General features: G+C 75.9%; 12 protein-coding genes. 2 read left to right on the top strand and 10 right to left on the bottom strand.

Annotated elements, in window-relative coordinates:
- Window positions 1–107: 107 nt before the first annotated feature.
- A complete protein-coding gene (locus tag NLX94_RS07505; RefSeq protein ID WP_254381795.1) occupies window positions 108–803 on the top strand; it encodes a TetR/AcrR family transcriptional regulator in 696 nt (231 codons plus the stop codon).
- 70 nt (window positions 804–873) lie between these two features.
- Here the strand turns inward: NLX94_RS07505 and NLX94_RS07500 are convergent, their stop codons facing one another.
- Window positions 874–2,916, bottom strand: a complete 2,043-nt coding sequence (locus NLX94_RS07500) for a prolyl oligopeptidase family protein (protein ID WP_254381794.1) — start codon at window positions 2,914–2,916, stop codon at window positions 874–876.
- A 76-nt stretch (window positions 2,917–2,992) separates the two neighbouring features.
- Between NLX94_RS07500 and NLX94_RS07495 the strand changes: the two genes are divergently transcribed.
- Window positions 2,993–4,318, top strand: coding sequence for an MFS transporter (locus tag NLX94_RS07495; protein WP_254381793.1), 1,326 nt, complete (start codon window positions 2,993–2,995; stop codon window positions 4,316–4,318).
- A gap of 22 nt (window positions 4,319–4,340) precedes the next feature.
- Here NLX94_RS07495 and NLX94_RS07490 read toward each other — a convergent pair whose 3' ends face one another.
- The 9 genes from NLX94_RS07490 to NLX94_RS07445 all read right to left on the bottom strand — a co-directional run bounded on the left by NLX94_RS07490 (window position 4,341) and on the right by NLX94_RS07445 (window position 25,949).
- Window positions 4,341–5,612, bottom strand: a complete 1,272-nt coding sequence (locus NLX94_RS07490) for an MFS transporter (protein WP_254381792.1) — start codon at window positions 5,610–5,612, stop codon at window positions 4,341–4,343.
- 12 nt (window positions 5,613–5,624) lie between these two features.
- A complete protein-coding gene (locus NLX94_RS07485) occupies window positions 5,625–6,899 on the bottom strand; it encodes an alkaline phosphatase family protein (RefSeq protein ID WP_254381791.1) in 1,275 nt (424 codons plus the stop codon).
- Window positions 6,900–7,019: 120 nt separating this feature from the next.
- The gene (locus NLX94_RS07480) at window positions 7,020–7,982 is read right to left on the bottom strand and encodes a galactokinase (protein WP_254381790.1); all 963 of its coding nucleotides are present in this window, start codon (window positions 7,980–7,982) and stop codon (window positions 7,020–7,022) included.
- Window positions 7,979–9,922, bottom strand: a complete 1,944-nt coding sequence (locus NLX94_RS07475; RefSeq protein WP_254381789.1) for a class I SAM-dependent methyltransferase — start codon at window positions 9,920–9,922, stop codon at window positions 7,979–7,981. Before NLX94_RS07475 ends, NLX94_RS07480 begins: the two co-directional genes overlap by 4 nt.
- Entirely contained in the window at window positions 9,919–11,094 is a 1,176-nt protein-coding gene (locus NLX94_RS07470; RefSeq protein WP_254381788.1) for a glycosyltransferase, read from the bottom strand. The genes NLX94_RS07475 and NLX94_RS07470 overlap by 4 nt, the downstream gene beginning before the upstream one ends.
- A complete protein-coding gene (locus NLX94_RS07465; protein WP_254381787.1) occupies window positions 11,091–12,005 on the bottom strand; it encodes an alpha/beta fold hydrolase in 915 nt (304 codons plus the stop codon). The genes NLX94_RS07470 and NLX94_RS07465 overlap by 4 nt, the downstream gene beginning before the upstream one ends.
- A gap of 7 nt (window positions 12,006–12,012) precedes the next feature.
- Entirely contained in the window at window positions 12,013–12,351 is a 339-nt protein-coding gene (locus NLX94_RS07460) for an acyl carrier protein (RefSeq protein ID WP_254381786.1), read from the bottom strand.
- Window positions 12,341–17,020 carry a type I polyketide synthase gene (locus NLX94_RS38855; protein ID WP_302168864.1) on the bottom strand — a complete coding sequence of 1,560 codons (4,680 nt, stop codon included), beginning with the start codon at window positions 17,018–17,020 and terminating at the stop codon, window positions 12,341–12,343. Before NLX94_RS38855 ends, NLX94_RS07460 begins: the two co-directional genes overlap by 11 nt.
- On the bottom strand, window positions 17,013–25,949 hold the full coding sequence (locus NLX94_RS07445) for a type I polyketide synthase (RefSeq protein ID WP_254381785.1): 8,937 nt from the start codon (window positions 25,947–25,949) through the stop codon (window positions 17,013–17,015). Before NLX94_RS07445 ends, NLX94_RS38855 begins: the two co-directional genes overlap by 8 nt.
- Window positions 25,950–26,020: the final 71 nt, after the last annotated feature.

The raw sequence follows: 26,020 nt of genomic DNA, 5'->3' as shown, positions 1-26,020 counted from the left end.
GGCGGGGCCCGCACGGCTGGTTCGTTGAGGAGGAGTGAACGGGAGCGCAACAATGTTGTCAACGGTGTTGCGCTCGCTCTGATCCACATCGTTACACTGGCTCCACCATGCCGAAGTCATCCGACACACCCGCCCGGTCCAAGCGCGCGGGCAGCCAGCTCACACCCGACGCGATCATCGAAGCGAGCCTGCGCATCGCGGCTCGCGGCAGCGAGGACGCCTTCACCGTGCGGCGCCTCGGCGAGGAGCTCGGTGCCGACCCGACCGCGATCTACCGGCACTTCCGCGACAAGGACGAGCTGCTGCTGTCGGTCGCCGACCGCACGCTCGGCGAGGTGCTCGACCGCATCCCCGCGGGGCTCGACTGGAAGGACCGGCTGCGGGCGCTCGCCGACGGTTCCCTCGAAGTCGCGCTCAGGTACCCGGTGGTGGGCTCGGTCATGGCCAGCCGGACCACCCGCAGGCCCAACGAGTTCCGGGTCGTGGAGCTGATCCTCGGCGCGGTGACGGAGGCGGGCCTCGAGGGGGCCGAGGCGGCCGTCCACTACCGGATGGTCGGCGACTCCCTCCTGGCCTACGTGGGCCAGCGTGCCGCCTACCTGCTGTTCGACCCGGAGGTCCGGGCGGCCGACGAGTCCTCCTGGAGCCGCGAGTACCGCCTGGTCGACCCCGCGGGCTTCCCGAACATCACCCGGCTCGGCGGCCACCTGGCCGAGGTCACGGACGAGCAGATCTTCGAGGCCAGGGTCGAGGCACTGATCACCGCCATCGAGACCAGGGTCCGGGCGCTGCACGGAGGCTGATCGGTGGCGGCGGGCCGGGCTCACGGCCGGAAAGGGCGCAGCACCGCGACCCGCGGTGCTGCGCCGCACTTCACTTCTGCGGGGTCAGCCGCTCCCACAGGAAGGTGTGGACCAGCGCCTCGTTGAAGGCGGTCTGGCCGTGGTCGGTGGCGCCCGCGTGGCCGCCGCCGAGGTGCTCGTGGAAGAGCACGGGGTGCCCCGATTCCCGCAGCCGGGCGGCCATCTTGCGGGCGTGCCCGGGGTGGACGCGGTCGTCGCGGGTCGAGGTCAGCAGGAGCAGCGGCGGGTACGCGGGCCCGTCGGTCCGGACCTGGTGGTACGGGGAGATCCGCTCCAGGTGGGGCCGGTCGGCCGGGTCGTCGGGGTCCCCGTACTCGGCGATCCAGCTGGCTCCGGCGAGCAGCTTGTGGAATCGGAGCATGTCCAGCAGCGGCACGTGGGCGACGACCGCGCCGAACAGTTCGGGGTCGCGGGTGAGCATCGCGCCCATGAGCAGTCCCCCGTTGCTGCCGCCCTCGATGCCGAGCTGGGCGGGGGTGGTGACGTCCCGGGCGATGAGGTCCCGGGCCACGGCGGCGAAGTCCTCGTAGGCCCGGACCCGGTTCGCGCCGAGCGCGGCCTTGTGCCACCGGGGCCCGTACTCGTGCCCGCCGCGGATGCCCGCGACCACGTACGTACCGCCTCGCGCGAGCCAGGCGCGGCCGGTGACGGCGCTGTAGCCCGGGACCATGGAGACCTCGAAGCCGCCGTAGCCGTAGAGCAGGGTGGGTCCGGGGCCGGTGCGGTCCTCGGGTCCGACGAGGAAGTACGGGACCCGCGTGCCGTCCGCGGAGCGCGCGAAGTGCTGGCGGACCGCGAGGCCGGCGGTGTCGAAGAGCGCCGGGCCCTGCTTGACGGTCTCGTCCGCGCCGGCCGGGGCCGTACCCCGGTAGAGGGTGGACGGCTGGAGGTGGCCCGAGACGTTCAGGAAGAACTCGTCGCTCACGTCCGGGTCGGTGCCGACCACGGAGGCCGTGGACAGGGGCGGTACGCCCGCGAGCGGAGTGCGGGTCCAGCCGTCGGGGCCCGGCCCGGGGGTCAGGATCTCCAGCCGTGAGGAGACGTCGGCGCTGGTGGTGAGGATCAGGTGGTGGCGGGTCCAGCTCCAGCCCGCGAGGGCTGTGTGCTCGTCCGGGGCGAAGAGCACCGCCGCCTCCCGGCCCCCCGCCCGGAAGGCCTCGAAGTCGAAGGCGAGCAGGCTGCCCGCGGCGTGGCCCAGCCACGGCGACTTCGGCGAGACGAGCAGCCACTCGCGGTGGACGGAGGCACTGGCATCGTCGGGGACGTCGATCTTCTCGGGTCCGGCCGCCGGATCCACCCTTCCGTCCCCGGGGAGGAGGAGCAGTTCCCCCTGCCAGAAGTCGATCTGCCGGTGGACGAAGTCCCGTTCGAAGCCGGGCGTGTCGTCGTGCCAGCCGGAGGCGGACAGGTCCGTGGGCCGGCCCTCGTAGACGAGTTCGGCCTCCGCGAGGGGGGTGCCGCGCCGCCACCGGCGCACCTGGAGGGGGTAGCCGGACGGGGACATCGAACCGGGGCCGAAGTCAGTGCCGATCCAGACCAGGTCCCGGTCGATCCAGCCGATCCGGGTCTTGGCCTCGGCGACCTCGAAGCCGCCCGCGACGAACTCCCGCTCCACGAGGTCGAACTCGCGCACCACACAGGCGTCCGCGCCGTCCCTCGACAGCATGACCAGGGCATGGCGGTGATCGGGGGCCAGGACGGCGCTGCCCGCCCAGGCCCACTTCTCCCCTTCGGCCTCGGCGAGCGCGTCCAGGTCGAGGACCGGCTCCCAGTCGGGCCGGTCCTTGCGGTACTCCTCCAGCGTGGTGCGCCGCCACAGGCCGCGCACGTGGTCGGCGTCCTGCCAGAAGTTGTAGAGGTGGCGTCCGCGCCGGCGCGTGTACGGGATCCTGCCGTCGTCGTCGAGGACCTCGCGGATCCCCGACTCCAGCACCTTGAACCCGGGATCCGAGGCCAGCTCGGACACCGTTTCCCCGTTGCGCTCGCGCACCCAGGTGAGGGCGGCCTCGCCGGTGACTTCTTCCAGCCAGAGGTAGGGGTCTTCTTCGCTCATCCGCCGATTGTGCCCGACCCCGTCCCGACCGAAAATCGGTTGCCCGGGGGCGGCCGAGCGCTCACGATGGCCCCTCGTGAGCAGATCCCGTTTCGCCTCCGTTTTGCCCGACCTGTCCCCCTTGCGGTCCAGCGCCGACTTCCGGCTGCTCTTCTACCAGGGCACGGTCACCTTCTTCGGCTCCTTCATGGCGATGATCGCGCTGCCCCTGCAGATCAAGCACCTGACGGACTCGCCGCTCGCGGTCGGTGCGATGGGCGCGGTGGAGCTGCTCCCGCTGGTGGTCTTCGGGCTCTACGGCGGCGCCCTCGCCGACGCCGTGGACCGGCGGCGGATGATCCTGCTCACCGAGGCCGGGCTCGGGGTGCTCGCGCTGGTCCTCGTGGTGAACGCGGCCCTGCCGAACCCGATGCTGTGGCCGCTGTACGTGGTCGCGGCGTGCGTCTCGGCACTGACCGGCCTGCAGCGGCCGGCCATGGACTCGCTGATGGCGCGGATCGTGCCGCACGACCAGCTGACCGCCGCCGCCGCGCTGAACGGGCTGCGCTACCAGTTCGGGGCCATCGCGGGCCCTGCGGTGGCCGGTCTGGTCGTCGCGTACGCCGGGTACGTCCCCGCGTACACGATCACCGTCGCGGGGTTCCTCGTATCGGTGCTGCTGTGCCTGCGGCTGCGTCCGGCCCCGCCCGCCCGGGACGCCGAGCGGCCCTCGCTGCGGGGGATCGCCGAGGGGGCCCGGTACGCGTGGAGCCGGCCCGTGCTGCTCGGCACCTACGCGGTGGACATGGCGGCGATGCTCTTCGCCTTCCCGAACGCCATCTTCCCCTTCCTCGCGGACGAGCTCGACGCGGTGTGGGCACTGGGTCTGATGTACGCGGCGGGCGCGGTGGGCTCCCTGGCGCTGGGGATGACCAGCGGCTGGGCCTCGCGGGTACGCCGGCACGGGCTGCTCGTGGTCTGCGGGGCGGGGGTGTGGGGACTGGCCATCGCGGCCGCGGGCTGGTCGGGGAACATCTGGCTGGTGCTGGTGTGCCTCGCCGTGGCCGGCGCGGGCGACATGCTGAGCGGGCTGGGGCGCGCCACGATCTGGAACCAGACCATCCCCGAGGAGCTGCGGGGCCGCCTCGCGGGCATCGAGGTGCTCTCGTACTCCGTCGGCCCGCAGCTCGGCCAGGTCCGCGCGGGCACGATGGCCGGCTGGACCGGTACCCGTTCGGCGTTCTGGAGCGGCGGGCTCGCCTGCGTGGCCTCGGTGGCGCTGCTGGCCGCCCTGCTGCCGAAGCTGATCTCCTACGACGCGGACACGGACGAGGACGCCCTGCGGCGCCGGTCGGAGAAGGAGCGGGAGCAGGAGGAGGCCCAGACGCTGCCTGACCCGCAGCCGAGCGGAACGCCGGTCTGACGGGGACGGCCGCGGTACGGCCTCACCCCGCGGAGGGGCTGCCGTCCTCCTCGGCGGTGCCGCGGCCCGCGAGGGCGGCCGCGGCGGTCAGGGCCAGGAGCAGTCCGCCCGCCGCCGCGGCCAGCGCCGCGCCCGGGCCCCACAGGGTCCAGGCCGCGCCGAAGAGCAGGGAGCCCGCGAACCGCGCCAGCGCCTGCGCCGTCTGGAGCACCGCCAGCCCGGTGGTGCGCAGGCCGGCGGGCAGCAGCGGCCCGGCGGCGGCCATCAGCACCCCGTCGGTGGCCGCGTAGAACAGGCCGAGCAGACCGAGGACCCCGCACAGGAGCACGGGCCCCGGCGGCACCGGGGCCAGGAGCAGCAGGCAGGCGCCGCACAGCAGCAGGTGGCCGCCGAGGAAGACCCGGCGTCGGCCCAGCCGGTCGGCGAGCCGGCCCATCGGCACCGCCGCCAGCAGGAACACGCCCGCGGTGCCGACCGCGAGCAGCGGGAACCAGGCGGCCGGCAGCTCCATGCGCCGCTGGAGCAGCAGGTAGAGGAAGGCGTCCCCGACGGTGAACACGCCGAGCACGGCGGCCGTCAGGCAGAGCCGCCGCAGGCCCGGGATCCGCAGGAGAGCCCGTACCGCAGGCGCCTCGGCCGCCGGCGCCGGAGCGGGGCTCTCCCGTACGAACAGGGCAAGTACCAGGACTCCGAGCACCGCGAAGCAGCAGCTCACGGTGAAGACGGCCGCGTACCCGTCCACCGCCACCCACAGCACGCCGAACGCGGCCAGCGGCCCCAGCAGGGCCCCGGCGGTGTCCAGCGCGCGGTGCACGCCGAAGGCGCGGCCCTGCTCCCCCGGCGGGCAGGACAGCGAGATCAGCGCATCGCGCGGAGCGGTGCGCAGGCCCTTGCCGGTCCGGTCGGCGGCGAGCACCGCCGCCACCGACCAGGGCGTGGTGACCGCGAGCAGGGCCGCCTTGCAGGCGGCGGAGATCGCGTAGCCGGTGCCGGCGACGAGCTTGCGGCGCTGCGTGCGGTCCGAGACCCGTCCGCCGATGAGGCGCAGCAGCGCGGTGGCGCCCTGGTTGAGCCCGTCCAGGGCGCCGAAGGCGAGCGGGGACATCCCGAGTCCGGCCACCAGGTACAGCGGCAGGACGGCGGTGACCATCTCCGCGGAGACGTCCGTGACCAGGCTGACCATGCCGAGGGCGAGCACCGTGCCGGGGACGGCCCGCAGGGGGCCCCGCCGGGGGCCCTTCGGAGCCGGAGGGTCCGCGGCGATGTCCGCCGCACGGCTGGTCGAGAGGTACACGGCAGCCTCCTTCTAGAACCAGGTGAGGGTGAGGGGGAAGGTGGTGGTGGCGGTGGCTCCGGTGGTGTCGGTGGCGGTGGCGGTGATCTGGATGGTGCCGATGGCCCAGGGTTTGCCGGTGATGCGGCCGGTGTTGGTGTCGAGGGTCAGGCCCCAGGGGAGGCCGGTGGCGGTGTAGCGGACGGGGGGTTTGCCGCCGGTGGCGGTGAGCTGGATGGTGCAGTTCTGGTTGAACTTGCAGCTCTGGGCGCCGGGGTTGGTCAGCTTCAGCTCGGCGGAAGTCGGGGTGGGTGTCGGGGTCGGAGTGGGTGTCGGCGTCGGTGTGGACGTCGAGGTCGGAGTGGGCGTCGGGGTCGTGGAGGTGAACACCTCGCTCATCGGAGGGACGTTGGCGGCGTTCCCGGCGTGCGTCGCCGTGCCGAACAGGTCCTCGAAGGTGCGCAGCAGGTTGTAGTGGTTGAAGGCCGTGGAGTAAGTGCCCGTCTTGACGTTCGCCCCGTAGAACACGGTGGCGATCTGGTTGGAGCCGAGGAAGTTGTCCTCGTCCCAGGTCAGCACCAGGAGGCTGTTGTTGGCCTTCGCCCACTGGGCGTAGGCGTCGATGTTGTTCTTCGTCCAGGTGTCGCCCGTGTTGACCGGGCAGGAGTGCATGTCGTTGCACTGGTTGGGGACGATGAACGACAGGTTCGGCAGGGCCGCGAAGTTGTTCTGCGGGAACTGGGCCCAGGTCTTGCCGGTGTTGAGGGGCACGTTCTTGAAGGCGAACCACGGGTTGTGCTTCTGGGCGTACTGGCCGTTGGTGCAGGCCGTGGAACCCTCGCTCGGCAGGTCCTCGTTGTACGTGGCGAAGGTCTTGCCGGCCGCGATCAGCTCCTGGCCGAGGTTGGGCGCGGTCATCGACTGCGGGGTGTAGCAGCCGTCTCCGGTGATGCCCTGGGTGGAGCCGGAGAAGAGGTTGAAGTAGTTCGGCTGGCTGGGGTGGGTCAGGGCCTTCATGCCGGTGAGGCTCGCGCCGCCACTGGCGAGCTGGTTGATGTAGGGGGCGTTGGCGCTGCCCATGATCTCGCCGTACTGCTTGTTCTCGTACACGACGACGACCACGTGGTCGTACGCGGGCAGTGCGGCCGCGGCCGAGAGCGCGGCGGAACCGGTTTCCGCCGCCTGGGAGTTGGCGATGGTGAAGGCGCCCAGCAGGCCGAGGGCGCCGATCGCGCCGACGCCTGCGAACAGGGCGGACCGGTGGACCCGTTGTCTCGCGCGGGACGTTGTCGGGGGACGGAGGGGCATGGGTGGTTCCTCCTCGTGACGAGTGATGAGTGATGAGTGGATGTGGGGCCAGGTGCGATGTTCGAGGTCAGGGCCCCGACAGCAGGGCCCTGGTGTCGGGCCCCTGGGCGGGGGCCGGAGTCATGTCTCGCGGCGGGCTGCGGCGGCCACGGTGATGTTCAGGAAGCGGGGGACGGGCTGCTCCCGGTGGCGGAAGTCCTCCGCGACGGCGGCGCGGACCGCCGTGAGGCGGGCCTCGGGGAGCAGGACCAGTACGCTCCGCCCCGGCCGCGGTCCGGGCTGCCAGGCGCTCAGGGCGCCGGCCCGGCGCGCGCACCCGACGGCCCGGGCCAGGTCGGCCGTACGGTCCTGCGTGCCGTCGGGGCCCGGCCGCAGGGCCAGCAGCACCAGGCGGGAGCCCGACCCGGCGGGGTCGAAGACCACGTACCGGTGCCGGTGCCGCCGGGGCTCCGGCTCGGGCCGGGCCGGGCCGTGCCCGAGCAGCAGGGCCCTGCCCGGGCGGGCGAAGAGGGCGCCCCGGCGCAGGGCGTCGTCGCCTTCCGGCAGGGCCTGCGCCATCAGCCGGGCCAGCCGCGACCGGTCCGGATCCTCGCCCGCCGGGGTGTGGACGTCGGCCACCGCGAGCGCCACCGCACAGTCGGCGGCCTCCTCCGTGGCCAGCCCGGCCGCCGGGGTGAGGGAGCCCTGCACGTGCAGGTCGGTGCCGCCCCGGCCGTAGCCGGCCCGGGCCAGCGCGCGCAGCAGTGCGTACGGGCGGGCGGCCCACGCCGGAGTGGCGGGCGGCGGCCCGGACAGGGTCAGCGGGAGGTCGCAGCCGTCCGCCGGGTGGGCCAGGGAGCTGAGCCGCACCAGCCCGTCGGTCCGCGGCGCAGCGGCGGCCGCCACCGGCCAGCCGGCCGCCGCGACGAGCCCCGGGGAGCCCAGGTGGAAGGCGTACGGGGCGCTCCAGACGGCGGCCGGCGGCCGCCCGTGCGCGGCCTCCAGGGCATAGGCGACCAGGCGGAAGAGCGGGTCGGCGGTGGCCCGGCGGGCCAGGCCGCCTCCGGGGAACACGGCGGGGCCGGTCCCGGCGGGGGGCGTCATCGGGGGTCCTTGCGGGCCAGGATGCGGTAGGCGTTGCCGCCGTCCGTGCGGTGGGCTGCGGCGGTGCGCAGGGCGTCGAGGACCGCCGCGGCGGCGAAGCAGGGGAGGGAGGCCAGGCGTACGGCTGCGGTGAGGGCGCGGCGGGCGGGGCCCGCGGGGGGTGCCCAGGGGCGGTCGGGGTCGGGGGCCAGCCGGGTCGCGGTCAGGGCGACCGCGCCGAAGAAGTCGTTGCCCTGGTGGGCCGGGCCGTGTTCCTCCGCCAGGACGGTGAAGCCCCGGTCGGCCAGCGCCTCGCGGAGGTTCGGGGCGGGGATCAGGTGCTGGTGCTGCGGCTGGAACCAGGGCAGCCAGGCCGGTCCGAGCAGGCGGGCCATCCGGGATTCGGGGTCGGGGAGTTCGATGGTGAGGTAGCCGCCGGGGGCGAGGACGGCGGCCGCCGTGTCCAGTTCCGCGAGCGGGTCCCGGGTGTGCTCCAGGTAGTGGTACATGCTGACCACCTCGTACTGGCCCGCGAGTTTCACCGCGAACTCGGGGAACTGGCCCTGGTATCCCGTCTCCACCCAGCCCCGCCGCTCGGCCTCGCGGACCCCGTCGCCCATGTCCAGCCCGTCGAAGCGGGTGTCGGGCCAGACGGCGCGGGCCGCGTTGCAGAAGTGGCCGTGGCCGGTGCCGACATCGAGCCAGGAGACGGGGTCCGTGTGCGGGCGGAGCATCTCGGCGCGGCCCCGGTAGGCGGCGCCGAGGCGGCCGAAGACGGTGGCCGCGCCCTCGCCGCCGCGGCCGTCGTAGAAGTCGCGGTAGTAGAACTCCAGTCCCTCCGGGGAGAGCCGGGGGTTCTGGAAGACGTGCCCGCAGGCCCCGCAGTCCTCCAGGGTGAAGCGGCCGGGCTTGCCCTGGAGCAGGTCGGGGACCCGGACCCGGACGGACAGCCGCCGGGAGCCGCACCAGGGGCAGTCGGGCCGGCGCGGTTCGAGGAACCGGTCGGTCCCGGCGGCCAGGTCGGCCCGGTACGCCTGGACGGCCTCCGTACGCACCGCCTCGGTCCGCGCCGAGCCCCGTGGGGCGGCCCCGGTGCGTGGCGTACGGGGCGTCGCGGCGGCCGTGCGCAGGGCCGCGCCGAGGGAGCGTACGGGCCGGGCGGCCGTGGCCCGGGCGAGGTCGCCGGGGCGCAGGGGTGCTCCGGGCCGGCCGAGGGCCAGGTAGGGCTGGATCCAGTACAGCCCCGCGGCGGCGGCTCCCCACCGGCCCTGGCGTACGGCGACCCCGGCCAGCAGGGCCAGCCCGGCGAGCTGGGCGGCGGCGAGCGCCCCCGGTGGCAGCCCCTGGGCCCGCAGTTCGGCCGCCCGCGCCGGTCCGCCCCGGCCGGCGGGTGGTCCGCAGCTCAGGCCGGGGGCGATGGCCAGCCCGGTGGCGTCGGCGGCGTACTCCTTCACGCGCCGGGTCACCGCCATGAGTTCCGCCGGGGTGGCGTCCGGCCCCGCCGGGTCCACCCCGGCCCGGGCGAGCACCTCCTCGGCGACGAGCACGGCGAACCCGGCCCCGCGCCCCTCCCCCAGCCGGTCCTGCCGGTAGCCGGCCGGGTCGACCAGCCGCAGCAGGCCGAGCACCCGCTCGGTGGGCAGGTCCCCGGGCAGCAGGTCCAGGACCCGCAGCCCCTCGCGGTCGGCGTGCGCGCAGGCGGCGAGGAAGGTGGCCGCGTCGGGCTCGACCCCGCCGGCTGTGAGCAGCCGCCACCCGGCGGCGCGCGGCACCCCGGCGTCGGCCCGGGGGGCCGCGGACAGCACCGGGACGTCCCGCAGCCGGCGGGCCGTGCGCACGGTGCCCGCGCCGAGGGCCGCGAGCAGGAGGGCGGAGGTCCACCGGACGCCGGCCAGGACCGGGGGCACGGAGAGGGGGTTCCGGAGGGGGGAAGGGAGCGGGGAGATCGGGCGGCGCTTCACTTGAGTTCCTCCAACCGGTCGGCCGCGGCGGCGGCCCCGCCGGCCGCGGCGAATGAGGCCTGGATCCGCCGGGCTCCCCGGCGGTGGCCGGGGTCGTCCAGGACGGCCGTCAGCGCGTCGCGCAGTTCCTCGGCCCGGGTCCGGCCGAACCGCACCCGCACCCCGGCCCCGGCGTCCACGACCTGCCGGGCGACGATCGGCTGGTCGTCGCGGATCGGGGCGACCACCAGGGGCAGCCCGTGCGCGAGGGCCTCGCAGACGGTGTTGTGCCCGCCGTGGCAGACGACCGCGTCCAGGTGGCGGAGCAGGTCCAGCTGGGGGACGCTGTCGCGCAGCAGTACGTTCCCGGGGACCGTCCCGACCAGCGGGGCGGGGGCTGCCAGGATCAACTGGACGTCCTTGCTGAGCCGTTCGGCGGCGCCCAGGACCGCCCCGTAGAACCGGCCCCCGGCCTCCTGGTTGAGGGTCCCCAGCGAGACGAGCACGCGTCGCCGCTCGGGGTCCAGCTGGTCCCAGGGGAAGTGCGGAGCGGGCGGGCGGGCTCCGAAGGCGGGGCCGACGAAGGCGTAGTGCGGCGGGAACTTCCCTTCGCCTCCCACGAGTTCACGGCTGGAGAACACCAGGACCAGTCGCTCCGAGAACCGCGGGTCCCACGGAGCCCCGGCCTGCTCGGGTTCCTCGCCGCACGCCGTCAGCAGTCCGGCGATCTGCGCGGCGACCCATTCCCCGACCTTCGGGAAGTCCGCGAAGGGGAGGGTGAGTTCCGCCGAGGTGCTGGCGGAGGTCACCCAGGGCACCCCGAGGCGGCGCGCGGCCACCGGTCCGGCGAGCGCCTGCTGGTCGGCGACGAGCACGTCCGGACCGAAGGCGCCGATCGCCCGGACCACTCCCGGGAGCATCGCCCTGGCCAGGGGGATGAGGGCCTCCTCCCAGAGGAACCGCAGCGCCCCGACCCCGCGCAGATCGCGCCAGCGGGCGTGCAGCAGCGTGTAGTCGCCGCCCGCCTCGGCCCCTGCGGAGAGGATCCTGGCGTGGTCGGGCAGCAGCCGGGACAGTGCCCCCGGCGGGCCGGTCCAGGCGACCTCGTGGCCGCGGGCGGCGAGTTCGGAGCCGACCGCCACGGTCGGATTGACGTGCCCCGCGAGCGGCGGGACCGCGAAGAGCACCCTCATCGGACCAGCGCTCCCGCCCGTGCTCGTACGGTCGACGGTGAGGACCGGTCCGACGCCGCCGATGACCGGGCGGACGCCGTCGATGCCCGTGCCGGTGCGGCCGCGGCCGTCGCGGCGGCGTCGAGGTGGGCGAGTACGGCCGCCCGCAGGGCTCCGCTGTTCTCCTTCAGCACGTCGTGCCCGAGGCCGGGCAGGATCTCGACGGCGGTGACGTGCGGGGCGTGGCGGGCCAGTTCCAGGGCGCCCGGGACCAGTTCGGAGTGCTCGCCGCAGACGATCAGGACGGGGCAGCGCAGGGCGGCGTAGTCGGCGGGGGTGAAGGTACGGCTGGCCGCGATGTCGTCGATGAGGGTGGTGCGGTTGAGCAGGGCGTCGGCGATGGCCGTCAGGTTGGCCGCCTTGCGCAGCCGCAGGGTGAGCAGTTCGGCCGGTACTGGGCTGTCCTCCAGGCTGAGCGCGGCCGCCGACAGGGTGTCCACCATGTTGTCCACCCAGGCCCCGCTGAGCGGGGGTTCGAGCAGGGTGAGCCCGGCGACCAGGTCGGGGCGGGCGAGTGCGGCGTGCAGCGCCAGGGTGCCGCCGTAGCTGTTGCCCACGAGGTGCACCGGGCGGTGCCCGAGTCCGAGGGCGCCGAGCAGGGCGAAGAGGTCCCGTACGGCGGTGCGGCTGTCGTAGCCGGTGGCCGGCCGCTCGGTGCGGCCGTGGCCGCGCAGATCGTAGGTGACGACCTCGTGCCCGGCCCGGGCCACCGGGACGGCCAGCGGGCAGTAGAAGGAGGAGAGGTTGTCGACGACCAGCCCGTGCAGGAACACCACCACGGGGCGTTCGGAGGGATCGGGGCCGTCCGCGGGTGCGGTGGCCGGGAGTTGCTGGACGTGGAAGCGGACGGTACCCGCGGGAACGAGGGCCATGGCGGGATCAGCCGTCCGATCCGGGCGCGGCGGCTCCCACCGAACTGCGGGCGGGGGCGGCGTGGGTGAGGGAGGCGTGGGTGATCCGGCCGATGTGCGTGACGAGTTCGCCGACCGACATGGCGAGGATGCCGTCCATGTCCTTCTCGGACAGGAAGCCCATCAGGTCGACGCCGGCGCCGTAGCGGTGGTGGAGGAGTTCGGCGAGGGCGACGAACTCGATGCTCTCCAGGGCGAGGTCCTCGTTGAACGTCGTCTTCATCGTGACCTCGTCCGCGAGGAGGTGCTCGTCACCGACGATCTCCACGAGCATGCCGGTGATCTCGGCGAGGATGTCAGCTGCCATGACTGGTCTCCGTGAGGTGGAAGGGAACGGGGGACGGGGTCGCGGGCCGGTCGGTCCAGGCGACGACGTGGTCGGGGTGGGCGAGTGGCGCGTCCGTGAGGGCGTCCGTGAGCACGAGCGGGGTGGTGCGGACCGGGTAGGGGTGTCCGTCCGGGGAGAGCACCCGCAGCTCGCCGGAGTCCGGGTCGCCGGTGGTCCGCCAGTCCCGCGGCCGGCCTCCGAGTCCGGTTCCGGCTGCCTTGGCGGCCGCCTCCTTGGCGCACCACAGGGCGGTGAGCGCGGCCGGGAGTCCGGTGCCCTCCCGGGCCGCCAGCCGCTCGGCGAGGCCGAGTTCGCCCGGCGCCAGGGCGATGCGGATCAGCGCGTCCGGATCGGTGGTGACCTGTTCCACGTCGATGCCGACCGGCAGAGCGGGGTGGGCGAGGGCGACGGCGATCCGGTCCTTGTGGGCGATCGACAGCCGGAACCCGCCGGCCAGCGCTCCCCCGGCGAGGGGCCGCCCGGCTTGGTCGTTGCCGATCGGCACCTCGGCCGGGAAGACCGGCCCGGCTCCGCCGTCCCAGAGCAGGTGGCGCAGCGCGTCCTTGGCGGCGATCCGGCCCAGCAGCCAGGGCGCCCGGGCCCGCGGCGACAGCCGCTCGTGGGCCGCGCGTTCGGCGGCGCCGAGGTAGCGGCGCATGACCAGCTCCTGCGAGGCGGGGTCGGTCCAGCGGCGCCGGGCCAGGCACCAGCCCTCGGGGCGGGGTTCGCCGATGCCGCAGACCTCCGGGGTGAACTTCATCGGCCAGACCCGCTCGTCGGCGCCGAAGCGGCGGTACGTCCAGCCGTCGATCCGGGCCCACACCCGGCCGTCGGCCCGCAACAGCTCGAGATCGCCGCGCACGGTGACATCGCGCACCTCGCGGATCCGGGCCGTGGCCCCGACGAGCTCGTACGGGGCGGGCGGCGGCCCCGAGAAGCGGATGGCGTCCACGGTGGCCGGGAACACCAGCCGGTCCACGGGGAGCCTCAGCTGCATCCAGTGCCCGAAGAGCTGCCCGGCGGCATCGAGCAGCGCCCCCGGGTCGGGCAGGGCCCGCAGCACGCCGCTGATGCCGTCCGCGCCGACGGACCGCACCTCGTGCACCCCGGCGAAGCGGGGGCCGTGGAACATCCACCGGTCCCGGTAGAGGGCCTCGGCGCTGACGGGGGCCGGCCGGGGGTCGCGCAGCGGGGTGGTGTCGGGGCCGGGCAGGGCCTCGTAGCCCTCGCCGAGCAGCACGAACACGTCGGCGTACTCCCCCAGCGTGACGCGCACCCGGCCCGGCCCGGCGGACCGGACGGTGACCTCCAGGTCGAGGGCCGGCTCCACGGGGAGCCAGCGCAGGGCCCGAACGCGTTCGTAGCCGACGACGGCCAGGCCGGGCGGCGCGTCCCGCAGCGCGGCTTCGGCGGCCAGCTCCAGCATGGTCGTCATGGGGACGACGGGGAACCGGTCGGAATCCTCCGCCCAGCCCTCGGGCTGCAGGTAGACGCAGTGGTCCCGTACGTAGGGCAGCGCGGCAAGTGAGAGGCGCAGGGTGTGGCTCCCGGACGGGGCCCCGGGGTGGACTTCGGCGGGGGCGGCGTCCAGGGCGGAGAGCAGGACCGGGCGGGGGTCCGCGGCCGGCGGCATGGACTCGGCGGGGACGGGGGGCTGGGGCAGCAGGCCGGCCAGGTTGGCGCGTGCGGTTTCGCCGAGGCGGACCAGCGGCGAGCCGAGGTCCAGGAGCACGCTCCGCCCGGGCACGGGCGCAGCCGGTGCCGGTGCCGGTGGTCCGGCGGTGGTGCGGTCCCGGTGTTCCGGCCCGTCGGGGGCCAGTCGGTCCCAGCGCGGGGCGTGTCCCTCGGTCCACAGGGCGGCGCAGGTGCGCCGCAGGGCGGCGAGGCCGGTGAGCCGGGGCGAGGAGGCCGCCACCGAGAGGTGGGGACGGTCGCGCAGGGTGTCCTCGATGAAGCCCGGAAGGCTGCCGGGGCCCAGGGTGACGAAGCCGCGGACGCCCTCGTCCTCGTACAGCCGGAGCGTCAGCTCGCGGAACCGGACCGGTTCCAGCAAATGGCGGACCACGAGCTCGCGCACCGCCTCGGGCTCCGCGGGGAACGGCGCGCACGTGGTCGCCGACCAGACGGGCACGTCCCCCTGCTGGAGCGGCAGTCGGCCGAAGGCGGCGCGGACCTGCCCGAGGTAGGGCTCCCACATGGGGGTGTGGAACCCGGAGCGGAAGGGGAGTTCCTGGCCGACGACGCCCTCGGCCTTCAAGCGTGCGAGGGCGATGGCCACTTCGGCGGGATCGCCGCAGACGACCGACTGGTGGGGGCAGTTGTCGTGGCTGACCACCACCCCGTCCAGGCCGTGGAGGGCGGCCTCCGCCCGCCGGGTCCCGCAGCCCAGCGCCGCGTAGACGAGGTCCGGGACCTTCACCGAGCCGGGTCGCAGCGAGTCCAGGAAGGTGTCGGCCGCGTCCTGCCGGTACATCCCGGCGGTGACCATCGCCGCCCACTCCCCCAGGCTGTGGCCCGCCAGCAGGTCGGCTCCGATGCCGAGTTCGGGCAGTGCCCGGGCGAGGAAGCGGCCCGTCGCGATGGCGTCCAGGGCCCGTTCCGTCAGCTCCACTCCCCTGGTCAGCCGTGGCCGGTCCAGCCCGAGCCGGTCCGCCACGTCGTCCAGCGCCGGGGCGAACTCCGGCTCCAGGCCCGGGAACAGGAAGGCCAGCCGGCCGCCCAGCGGCTCGGGCGTGAACCACACCTCCCCGCGCCCCCGCCAGGCCCGGCCGCGCGCCACGACCTTCGCGGCCAGCGTGAGCCGCTGCGGGGTGGGACCGACGACGGCGAGCCTGCAGGGGCCGTCGCCGTCGGAGGTCGGGGAACCGGACGCCGGGGAGCCGAAGGCCGGGGAACCGGACGCCGGGGAGCGGGAGGCCGCGGAGTGGGAGGCCAGCAGGTGCGCCAGCTCCGCCGGGTCGGAGGCCGCCAGCAGGAGCACCTCCTCCCGGTCGGGCGCCCCCACCGGCGCGGGCGGGCCGTCCAGGGGCAGGAAGCGGCGTACGGGCGCGGCCGTTCGCGCGGGAGCCGTCCTTCCCGGGGTCGCGGCCCCTCGCGCGGCACCGGGAGCCTCCTCCAGCACCACGTGCGCATTGATGCCGCCGAAGCCGAAGGCGTTCACCCCGGCACGGCGCGGCGCGGGCCCCCGGACCCAGGGCCGGGCCTCCGTCACCGGCCGCATCCGGGTCCCGGCCAGGGCGGGGTGCGGCTCCTCCAGGTGCAGGGTCGGCGGCAGCACCCCCTCGTGCACCGCGAGCGCGGCCTTGATCAGCCCAGCCATGCCGGAGGCCTGCATGGTGTGGCCGAGCATGGACTTCACGGAGCCGAAGCCGGTGAGGTTCCCGGTTTCGAGGCCGGCGTCGAGGCCGGCTGCGTCGCCGGAACCCGTCCCGGACCCGGACCCGGACCCGGACCCGCCGACCGTGTGCGGTCCGAACACCTGGGCCAGGGTTTCCAGTTCAGCCGTGTCCCCCACCGGGGTCCCCGTGCCGTGCGCCTCCAGCAGTCCCAGCGCTCCGGGGGCCCTCGGATCGAGGCCCGCCTCCCGCCAGGCCCGTTCCAGCGCCCTCACCTGGCCCGCGACGAGCGGGCTCATCAGGCTCGCCGCCCTGCCGTCCCCGGCCACGCCGGTGCCGCGGATCACCGCGTAGATCCGGTCGCCGTCCCGCTCGGCGTCGGCCAGCCGCTTCAGCAGCACCACACCGGTGCCCTCGGACAGCAGGGTTCCGTCGGCGCGCCGGTCGAAGGGCCGGATCCGCTCGCTGGGACTCAGGGCGCGCAGCTGCGTGAACACGCTCCACAGGGTGGCGATGTGGCAGTGGTGCACGGCCCCGGCGACCACTGCGTCGCAGCGCCCGCCGGCGAGCAGCCCCACCGCCTGGTCGACGGCCAGCAGGGAGGAGGCGCAGGCCGCGTCCAGGGTGTAGGCCGGTCCGTGGAAGTCGAGCCGGTTGGCGGTCCGGGCGGCCGTGAAGCTCGGTACGAGTCCGATCGAGGCGTCGGGCCGTTCGGGACCCAGGGCCTCCTGGAAGGCGGAGCGCACCGCGGTGATCCGCCGCTCGCCGAGCTCGGGCGCGAGCTCCCGCAGGGTCTGCGCCAACTGGTGTGCCGTACGCACCCGTTGGTCGAGCCGGGCGGTGGCCACGCCCATGAACCCGCCGCGCCCCAGGACGATCCCGATCCGCGAGCGGTCGGCCGGCAGGCGGCTTTCGCCGCCCGCGTCGGCGATGGCCTCGGCCGTGGCCTGCAGGGCCAGCATCTGGTCCGGCTCGGCCCCCTCCACCGTGGCGGGCATGATGCCGAACCGGGTCGGGTCGAAGGCGGCGAGCCCGTCCACGAAGCCCCCGCGCCGGCAGTAGAACCGGTCGCCGGAGACCGGTCCGGCGGCGCCGCCCGGGTCGTAGTAGACCTCCGGGTCCCACCGGCCCGGCGGCACGTCGCCTATGCAGTCCGTACCGGCCAGGAGGTTGCGGCGGTACGCGGCGAGGTCCGCGGCACCCGGGAAGACGGCGCCCATCCCGACGATCGCCGCGTCGGTGGGCCGCGGGCCGCGATGCTGCCGCCGTCGGTCCTGGCCCTGGCCCTGGCCCTGTCGGTGGCGGTCAGCCATGCCGCTCGTTCCCCTCGGGTCCGTCGGCCGCCATCAGGACCACCTGTACGTCGGTCCCGTGCGCCAGTTCGGCGAGGAAGGCGGCGCCGCCCACCTCCGGGTCGATGAGCGGAATGCCGCGGCGGGTGTACGCGCGTGCCAGCTCGGGGCTGACCATCCCGCCCGACTCGGCGGCCCAGGGGCCCCAGTCGACGGACAGCACCCGGCCCGGGAAGTCCTCCGCCCAGAGGTGGGCGAGGCCGTCGAGGGCGTCGTTGGCGGCGGCGTAATCGGTCTGCCCCCGGTTCCCGTAGACGCCCGCCACGCTGCCGAAGAGGGCCAGGAAGCGGGGCGCGGGCACCGTGCCGTGCTCGGCCGCCGCGGCGGCCAGGTGACGCGCGCCGGTCACCTTCGTGGTGAACACCTCGGCGAACACGGCCGGTTCCTTGTCGCGGAGCAGCCCGTCACTCAGGGTCCCGGCCCCGTGCACGATCCCGTCCAGCCGGCCGTGGCGGGCCCGTACGGCGGCCACGACGGCTCGCACCGCCTGCTCGTCCGTGACGTCCGCGCAGTGGTAGCCGACGGACGCGGCCCCGCCCGCGAGGGCCTCCAGGGTGGCCCGTACCTCGCGCTCGGCGAGGATCCGCGAGGCCGCGGCCTCGATCTCCGCGGGGGTCCGCAGGCCCGTGGCGATCAGTGCGGCGCGCAGGGCTACCCGGTCGGTGGCGTGCCCGAACTGATCTGCTTCGGGGGCCGGTTGGGGCGTACGCCCCATGAGTTCCACGTGGCATCCGGTGGCCCGGGCCAGCGCCAGGGCGGTCCGTGCGGTGATGCCGCGGGCCCCGCCGGTGAGCAGGACCACGGAGCCGGCGTCGAGGGGCGGGGTCCCGCTGCCGGGGACCAGCGGTGCGGGTACCGGCCGGGAGGTGACCCGTAGGCCGTCCGCGGTGTAGGCGACGGAGGCGGTGGAGTCCTCCGCCGGATCGCAGCTCAGCTCGGCGAGGAGCTGCGCGGCGATCTGCGCGGGGTCCTCCTTGGAGTGGACCTCCACGGCGCGGACCATCCGGCCCGGGTACTCGAGGGAGGCGCTGCGGGCGAAACCGTGCGCTCCCGCTCCGGCAGACTCGCCGCGGACGGTGACCAGGAGGAGTCGGTGCACCCCTCCGGTGAGGGCCCGGCGCAGGCCGGGAAAGGTTCCGGGCAGGACGGGTTCCGTTCCCGGCCGCAGGGCGGACAGATCGAGGACGGCGTCGAACCCGGCTTCGACTTCCGCCAGTTGCCGCACATCTGCTCCCCGGGCGCGCAGGGCTCCGCCGACGGCGGCGCCGACGCCCCGCCCGTCTCCGTCTCCGTCTCCGACGACTCCGATCCGGAGCCCCCGCAGGACCTCCGGGTTCCCGGGCGCGGGCGGCAGCTCGTGCAGCTCCACCCGGAGGCGGCCGAGCGCGGGCGGCGCCGCTGCCGAGCCCCCGACCGCCTCCGCAGCCGGGGCCGGGGCCGGGGCCTCCGGGCCGGCGGTGTGGCCGGCGACCCAGTCCACGATCCCGCGCAGGGTCTTGATCCGGGACAGCTCCTCGATCGCGGACTCGGCGGAGCCGCCCGCGTCCTGGGGCAGACCGATCCGGTCGGCCAGGGCTCCGATGATCTCGACCCTCTTGATGGAGTCGATGGACAGGTCCGCCTCCAGGTCCAGCTCGGGAGCGAGCATGTCCCGCGGGTACCCGGTCCGGGTGTGGACGATCTCCACGATCACGTCCATCACCTCCTCGACGGACCGAGCCCCTCCGGGAGCCGCGTCCCCACCGCCGACACCGCCGCCCCTGCCGACACCGCCGCCCCTGCCGGCTCCGCCGGGCATCCCGTTCCCGGGCACCACCCCGCCGGGCATCCCCACACCCGGGACCCCGCCGCCGGACCCTCCGGCACCTGCGGCCACACCACCCGGCATCCCCCTCCCCACGGCAGCGCCGCCGGGCATTCCGGAACCTGCGGCCGCGCCACCAGAGATCCCCGGCCCCGAGGCGGCTCCCCTGCTGATCCCCACTCCCAGGTGGGCATCAGCGGGGGACTCGGCGCCCGCAGCCCCACCACCGGGCATCCCGGAGCCCAAGGCGACGGCGCCGGGCATCCCCGAAACCTGAGCAGGGCTCCCGGACATCACCGCCCCCCAGGCAGCACCACCGGGCATTCCGGTGCCTGTGGCCATGCCACCAGGGACCCCCGAGCCCGGGGTGCGGCCGTCTGGGGTCCCCGCCCCCAGGTGGGCATCACCGGGGAACTCGGTGCCTGCGGCACCGCCGCCGGGCATCCCGGAGCCCGGGGCCGTGCCGCCGACCGTCCCCACGGCCGCCGTTGGCCACGGTCCCGTTCCTCCGGGGCCCTGGGCTGCGGCTGCGCCGTGCACGGCGGCCCAGGGTCCGTCAGCGCCTGCGGCCGCGCCGCCGGGCATCCCCGAACCCCAGTCGGCGTCACCGGGCATCCCGGAGCCCGGGACCGCACCCGGAACACCGGGCAGCCCGGCGCCGGAGGCAGGCCCACCAGTGACCGCCGGCCACGGGCCGGAGCCCCCGAAGCCGTGCATCGGGCCCGCCTGAGCCCCGCCCGGGGTCATGGCCCCGGGACCCGCCCAGTGCGCGGGCGAGGCTGCGCCCGGGAACGCCCCGGAGCCCGCCTCCGCACCTCCGAAGGCCCCTGCGCCGACAGCCGCACCGTCAGGAGCCGTCCCACCGGGGGCCGTCGGCCACGGGCCGGGCCCCTCGGCATCGGCATCCGGGCCCGCCGGGGACTCGCCGGAAGCCGCGGACCAGGCGCCGGCGGCGGCCCCCGGCAGGGTTCGGCCGTCCGGCTGGGGACCGCCGCGGAAGGAAGCGGCAGCCGCGCTCCGGAACGTCCCGGGGGCACCCCCCGCCCCCTCCGGGCTCCCGAAGTCCTGGTCGGCGGCCGGGTCCGGAGCCGCTTGCATTCCCTGCGGGACCGCATGGCCAAGGGCGGCACCGGGCCCGGGGAGCAGGATCGCCCGGGCCGGGCCGCCGGTGGCGGCGAAGTGCCCGGGCGGGGCCGGGTCGGGCCCGGTCCAGGGCGATGCCGACGCCGTCGACGCCAGGTACCCGATCATCACGTCCCGCTGCGCCTGGACCAGTTCGCGCGAACCGCGCAGGTACTCCAGGACCGCCTCCTCCCGACGGTCCGCCGGGGCCGGTGCGGCGTACTCGGCCGCCCGACCGGAGCGGAGGCCCGCACCGCCGGCCGCGCCCGGCAGCGGCTCGAGGCTCGCACCCGGGCTGCCGTTCGCGGTCCGCAGGTGCCGGCGGTCCCCACCCCCGACGGCCGGCCCGGCCACCGCTCCACCGCTCCCCGGGAGGCCCGGCGCCCCCTCGGCCTGCGGAAGCCCGGCCCGCCCGATGCGCGGGTCCGCGTACCCGCCCATCGGGCCCCCCACCGGACCGGACCCCCCACCGGGCTCCCCACCGGGCGCCCACTGGTCACCCCCCGAGGGAGCGCCGTACCCCAGATCCGCGAAGCCCCCTCCCGCACGCTCCGCGCTCGCACCCCCCTGGGCATCGGCCACCGGGCCGGACCCCCCACCCGGCAGCCAAGGCGCACCCCCGACGGGACCGCCGTACCCCGGCTCCGCGAAACGAGCCTCCGGGCGCCCGGCGGTCGCCTCCCCCACCCCGGGGCCCCCTCGCGGCAGCCAGTGCCCGGCCCCGCCGGGGCCCGCCGTGCCGTGCCCGTTGCTGCCGGCGAGACGGCCGCCTTCGGAGGCGGTCCCGGCCGGCAGCCAGTGCCCGCCGCCGCCCGGAGTCGGCGGATTCCCGGGCAAGCTGCTGGCGTGGGCCCCCACCGCGGCGGAGTCCCTCGCCGGGCCGGTGCCGTTCGTCGGGTGCGTCATCTGCTGGGCTCCCTTTCCTTCGGATGCCGGGATGTGGACCCGGCGGGCCGGGCGCAGGCCGCCGGGGACGGGGTTGCCGTCCCGGGTGCGGACGAGGTGGCCGTCCACCAGCCAGCCCGGGCGGCGCGGTGCGCGCTCGGGGAGCCGGGAGGTGCGGCCGCGGAACAGGGCTTCCGGTGCCACCGGCACGCCCGCTGCCGCCAGTTCCGCCAGTGCGGTGACCAGGCGGAGCAGCCCGTGCTCGCCCGGGACGTCGAGCGGTACCACGGTGTGCGGCCGGTCGTGCAGGATGCGGCCGACCAGGCCGGACAGGACGCGGCCCGGCCCGGCCTCCACGAAGGTCCGTACTCCGGCGGCGTACATGTGCTCGACCTGCTCCACGAACCGGACCGGCTCGGCGACCTGACGGGCCACCAGGTCGCGTACCGCTTCGGCGGTCGCCGGGTACGGGCCGGCCGTCGTGTTGGACCAGACCGGGACGGCGGCCTCGGCCAGTTCCGTCCCGGCCAGTTCCTCGGCCAGGGCCGCCGCCGCCCCGGCCACGACCTCGCTGTGGAAGGCGCAGGCGACGGGGAGCGGGGTCGCCGACAGTCCCGCGTCCCGCAGTGCGGCCACCGCCTCGGCGACGGCGGCGGCCGGCCCCGAGATCACGCACTGCCGGGGTGCGTTGTGGTTGGCGACCACGCACCCGGACCGCGCGGCGATCTCCCTGACCTCCTCCGGCGCGGCCGACACCGCCGCCATCGACCCCGGATCCGTCCCGGCGGCCCCGGCTGCCGCGAGGATGGCCTCGGCCCGGCGCGCGCTCAGTCGCAGCAGGCTCTCCTGGTCCCACACCCCGGCCGCCCACAGTGCGGTGAGTTCGCCGTACGAGTGCCCGGCCACGCAGTCCGGCCGTACGCCCAGATCCCCGAGCAGCAGGTGCGCCGCCGAGCCCGCGAGGCCCAGGGCCGGCTGGGCCGCCCGGGTGTCGGTGACCGCGGCCCGCTGGGCGGTCCGCCCTTCCGCGGTGAAGGCCGCCGGGGGGAACATCGCGGACACGACCGCTTCCGGCGCCCCGTCCAGGAGCCCCCGGAGCAGCGGGAACGCCGTGAACAACTCACCGAGCATGCCGGGCCGTTGGCTGCCCTGGCCGGGGAAGAGGAAGGCCACCTGCCCGGGCTCCGCCGCTTCCTCCCGTACGTGGACCCCCGATCCCGGGGTGAAGGCCCGGGCCCGCTCCAGCCGGTCGGCCAGCTCGTCCAGGTCCGCCGCGACGACCGCGATCCGTATCGCGCCGGAGCCACCGCCGGCCGCCTCGGCCGCGAGGTCCCGCAGTGCCCAGGGGCGCCCGGCCGCGTCGTTCTCCTCCAGCCGGGCCGCCAGCCGGGCCATCGCCCGGCCCGCCGCGCGCCGGTCCTCGCCGCGGAAGCAGAACAGCTCGGCCGGCCATTCCTCCCGTCCGTGCCGGGGCTCCTCGGCTCCCGCGTAACCGGTCAGCACCGCGTGGTAGTTGGTGCCGCCGAACCCGAAGGCGCTCACCCCCGCGATGCGGCGTTCAGCGGGCGCCGGCCACGGCCGGGCCCCGGTGTCGAAGGTGAAGGGGCTGGTTTCCGCATTCCAGGCCGGGACCGGTGCGTTCAGGTGCAGGGTCGGTGGGCGTACGCCCGAGTGGACCGCCCGGACGGCCTTGATCAGTCCTGCCAGCCCGGCCGCGCACTTGGTGTGCCCGATCTGTGATTTCACCGAGCCCAGTGCGCAGGCTCCGCCGGTCGCGCCCGAATCGGTGAACAGGGCTGTCAGCACGGCCAGTTCGGTGGTGTCGCCGACCACGGTGCCGGTGCCGTGCGCCTCGATCAGGCCGACTTCGGCGGGGCTGACGCCGGCCCGCGCGTAGGCCCGGTCCAGGGCCCGGCGCTGCCCCTCGGGCCGGGGTGCGGTCAGGCCGAGGGAGCGTCCGTCGCTGGCGGCTCCGACCGCCTTGATCACGGCGTACACCCGGTCGCCGTCGCGTTCCGCGTCCGTCAGCCGCTTCAGGACGAGCGCCCCCACCCCCTCCCCGAGGGCGATCCCGTCGGCGGCCGCGTCGAAGGGGCGGCAGCGGCCGCCCGGGGAGAGCGCGCGGACGGAGGAGAACAGCAGGTAGTCGTTGATGCCGTTGTGCACGTCGGCGCCCCCGCAGAGCACCATGTCACTGTCGTTGTCCCGCAGTTGGCGGCAGGCCAGGTCGAGCGCGGCCAGTGAGGAGGCGCAAGCGGCGTCGACCGTGCAGTTCGCGCCGCCGAGGTCCAGCCGGTTGGCGACCCGTCCCGCGATGACGTTGGCGAGCACACCGGGGAAGGAGTCCTCGGTGAGCCGCGGGAGCTGCTCGTCCAGGCCGGGCGGGAGCTCGCCCAGGTAGCCGGGGTACAGCGCGCGCAGCCCGTACGCGCCCGCCAGCTCGGTACCGGCCTCCGCGCCGAACACGACCGAGGTCCGGGACCGGTCGAACTCCCGGTCCTTGCCGTACCCGGCGTCCGCGAGGGCCCGCGCGGAGATCTCCAGGGCCAGCAGCTGCACCGGCTCGATCCCGGCCAGCGAGGCCGGGGGGATGCCGTGCGCGAGCGCATCGAAGGGCATCGGGCCGAGGAAGCCGCCCCAGCGGGACGGGGTGCGTTCGCCGGCCCGTGCCGGGTCGGGGTCGAAGTGGAGGGCGGGATCCCAGCGTTCGGCCGGGACCTCGGTGACGGCGTCGCTCCCGTCCAGGATCCGGGCCCAGTAGGCGGCGAGGTCCGGTGCGCCGGGGTAGGCGCAGGCCATGCCGACGACGGCCACGTCCAGCGGATCGGGCCGCACCGGGCCGGTGACGTCCGCGGCGGCCGCCTCATCGGCCGCGGACTCCCGGCCGGCCAGCTCTTCGGACCGCTGGCGGAGCAACTCTGTCGCGCCCTCGGTGACTTCGGCGTGCAGGGCGGCGATCGTGGTGGTGCGCGAGCGCAGGGTGGCGGCCTGGCCGAGCATGAACAGCCCCTCGGAGGACTGCTGTTCCTCGTCCACGTGCTCCAGTGCGGAGCCGTCCGCCCCGCGCCGCAGGCCCTTGCTGGCGATCCGGAGCCTGCCCAGGTTGAGCCGCTCCAGTTCCTCCCACACCTCGCGCGGCTCGGCGCCCCCTTCCGCGAGCCGCTGCCGGGTGGCCTCGAAGGTGTCCGCGTACGGGGTGACGGCGCAGCGGGTGGCGTGTCCGGGCGCGGTGTGCAGCAGGACGGTGTCCGTGCACTCCAGCGCCTCCCGCTGGAAGCGGGGCAGGACCGCGCCCGCCGCCACGGCCTCCTCCGTGAACAGGTAGGCGGTGCCCATGAGCACTCCGACGCGGGCACCCCGTTCGGCGAGCGGAGCCGCGGCGGCCGCGGCCATCGCGGCGGAGCGGGCGTCGTGGATCCCGCCCGCGAACAGCACGTCGAGTGCGGCCGGTTCGGGACAGGCGAGCAGCAGCTCGATCTGCTCCTCCCACAGCGGGAACGAGGCGCGCGGCCCGACGTGGCCCCCGCATTCCAGCCCCTCGAACACGAACCTCCGGGCCCCGTCGGCGAGGTACCGCTCCAGCAGGCCCGGCGAGGGCACGTGCAGATGGGTCCGGGTCCCGGCGGCCTCCAGCGGGGCCGCCTGCCCCGGGGTGCCGCCGGCGATGATCGCGTACGGCGGTCGCACCTCGGCGACGGCCGCGAGCTGCTCGGCCCGCAGCTCGGCGGGGGCGAAGCCGAGCATCCCCACGCCCCAGGGGCGGTCGCCGAGCCGCTCGGCGGTCTCGGCGAGGAGGCGGCGGACCTGCGGTCCCTCCATCACCGCGAGCGCGAGGTAGGGGACCCCGCCCCCGGCGGCCACCGCTTCCGCGAAGGCCGCCTGGTCGCTGACCCGGGTCATCGGCCCCTGCGTCACCGGGAGCGGCCGCCCCGGGCCGTGGCCGCCCCCCAGCGGCCGGGCCCGTACGACGGCCGCCAGGTGTCCCGCGACGGCCGAGCGGACGGCCCGGAGGACGCCTCCGGTCGTCCGGTGGCGGGCGGCGAGCCGGGCCGCCGAGGCCCCGTCCTGTCCGACGGGGAGCAGCCCGGTGCGCAGGTCCCGGGCGCCGAGCAGGGCGGCCACAGGGCCCTGCGGCGGGGTCAGGTCGGGGCGCGCGTACACCCGGCGCCCCTCCAGCAGCCTGGTCTCGGAGCCGTCCATGGCCCGTACGGCCGCGGCCACTTCGGCGGGCAGCCCGGCCTCCCCCTCGGGTGTGAGCGCCAGTTGTACGTCGACCAACACCCCGGCGGCTCCGCCCGCTACCGCGGCGGCCGCGGTGTGCGGCCCGATCCCGCCGCAGGCCCGTACGGGCAGGCCCAACGCAGGCTCTGCGAGCAACTGTTGGAGGAGCACGAAGGTGGTGGTGCCGCCCACCCGGCCGCCCGCTTCGTGCCCCTTGGCCACGAGGGCCCCGGCTCCGGCGGCCTCCGCGGCCGCGGCCTCCGCCGGATCCGTGATCTCGGCCCAGACCCGGGGCCGTCCGGCGGCGGCCGCCCAGCCGGCCACCTCGTCGGCGGTGTGGCTCGCGGGGTCGGCGAGCAGCACGGTATCGACCACGTCCGGCAGCTCCCCGGGGCCGATCGGGCAGCCTGCGGGGACCCGTACTCCGTAGGGCCGGCCGGCTCCGAGGCGGCGGGCGATCTCGGCCATGGCGCTCCGTGCGGCCGCGGCGTCCCGGCCGAGGTCGAGCAGGCCCAGGGAGCCGGCGCGCTCGGCGGCGGTGACGATCCGCGGGTTGGGCTCCTCGAACGGGCTGACCGCGACGACGAGGTCGCGGTCGTCGGCGCGGAGCCGCCGCGGCCGGGGTCCGGGTGCGGAGGCCTCCCGCCCGGGCTGCCCGGCCGCCCCGGAGGACGGCGGTACGTTCCGCTCCCCCGGCCCCCGCCCGGGCTGCCCGGGCCCTCCGGTCCGGTCGGATCGCCTGCTCCGCCTGGAGGGCCGTTCGGGTCGCGGAGGCCGTGCGGCGCGGGGAGCCGGCGGGGGCTGCGGCGGAGGGACTGCACGCGAGGGCTGGGGGGACGGCTCGGGCTGGGGGGACACGGACGCTCCTCTTCCAGTGCTGTGTGACATGGCGCGGCGCGGAACGGAAGACGGGGAGAACTGGGAGGACG

It is taken from the genome of Streptomyces sp. TBY4 (assembly GCF_024213195.1).
Taxonomy (GTDB): domain Bacteria; phylum Actinomycetota; class Actinomycetes; order Streptomycetales; family Streptomycetaceae; genus Streptomyces.
Note: the sequence above shows the minus strand (reverse complement) of the source record. Positions and strands in the feature narration are given on the sequence as shown.

Excerpts from the sequence above, each read along its gene's own strand:
- NLX94_RS07500 (WP_254381794.1), bottom strand. The coding sequence starts at position 2,916 with ATGAGCGAAGAAGACCCCTACCTCTGGCTGGAAGAAGTCACCGGCGAG.
- NLX94_RS07485 (WP_254381791.1), bottom strand. The coding sequence starts at position 6,899 with ATGCCCCTCCGTCCCCCGACAACGTCCCGCGCGAGACAACGGGTCCAC.
- NLX94_RS38855 (WP_302168864.1), bottom strand. The coding sequence starts at position 17,020 with ATGGCTGACCGCCACCGACAGGGCCAGGGCCAGGGCCAGGACCGACGG.
- NLX94_RS07465 (WP_254381787.1), bottom strand. The coding sequence starts at position 12,005 with ATGGCCCTCGTTCCCGCGGGTACCGTCCGCTTCCACGTCCAGCAACTC.
- NLX94_RS07460 (WP_254381786.1), bottom strand. The coding sequence starts at position 12,351 with ATGGCAGCTGACATCCTCGCCGAGATCACCGGCATGCTCGTGGAGATC.
- NLX94_RS07470 (WP_254381788.1), bottom strand. The coding sequence starts at position 11,094 with ATGAGGGTGCTCTTCGCGGTCCCGCCGCTCGCGGGGCACGTCAATCCG.
- NLX94_RS07480 (WP_254381790.1), bottom strand. The coding sequence starts at position 7,982 with ATGACGCCCCCCGCCGGGACCGGCCCCGCCGTGTTCCCCGGAGGCGGC.
- NLX94_RS07505 (WP_254381795.1), top strand. The coding sequence starts at position 108 with ATGCCGAAGTCATCCGACACACCCGCCCGGTCCAAGCGCGCGGGCAGC.